The 564-nt window shown below is 28.7% G+C and carries 1 protein-coding gene; it reads right to left on the bottom strand.

The annotated features are described in order from the left end of the window. A partial coding sequence (locus AB4486_RS27225) for a glycosyltransferase family 2 protein (RefSeq protein WP_372119903.1) occupies window positions 1-377 on the bottom strand: 377 nt, incomplete at its 3' end. Window positions 378-564: the final 187 nt, after the last annotated feature.

Below are 564 nucleotides of genomic sequence, written 5' to 3'. Positions count from 1 at the left end.
GGTTTATTGTCAACATTAAATTGTCTTTTACCTAAAACTATATCACTGTTTGTCTGTTCAGCTGTAGTTACAAGGTTAAGTAATGCATCTTCATGGATAAAGTCATCTGAATCAATAAAAGTTACATACTCACCACAAGATTGCTTGATACCATAATTACGAGCAACACTTGCCCCAGAATTTTTTTGTTTGAAAAGCTTTATTCGATTATCGTTTTCCATGTAACTCTCGACAATGGAGATAGAGTTATCTGTTGAGCCATCATCTACGATAATTAACTCATAGTTAGTAAAACTTTGTTGTAAGATGCTAGTCAAGCACTCTTGTATAAATTCTTCTGTATTATATAATGGTACGATTATTGAAAGTTTCATCATGTTCTCCTCAATGAATTATGGTACCATTATAGTGTATTTATTATCAGTAATATATTTTTTTTGATATTGACTTAGTGATTTTAAAAATTAAATTGTGGTTGTCTAAGTTTGGTTATTTAGATCTGATAGTTAAATATTTATTAGTAAAACTATCAATGCTAAAGTTTTTTACTGCTCATTTTAATCA

The sequence above is a fragment of the Vibrio sp. 10N.222.55.C6 genome (genome assembly GCF_041473395.1).
Lineage (GTDB): Bacteria > Pseudomonadota > Gammaproteobacteria > Enterobacterales > Vibrionaceae > Vibrio > Vibrio crassostreae_C.
The sequence above is the reverse complement of the archived record's forward strand: the minus strand, read 5'-3'. Positions and strand labels throughout refer to the sequence as shown.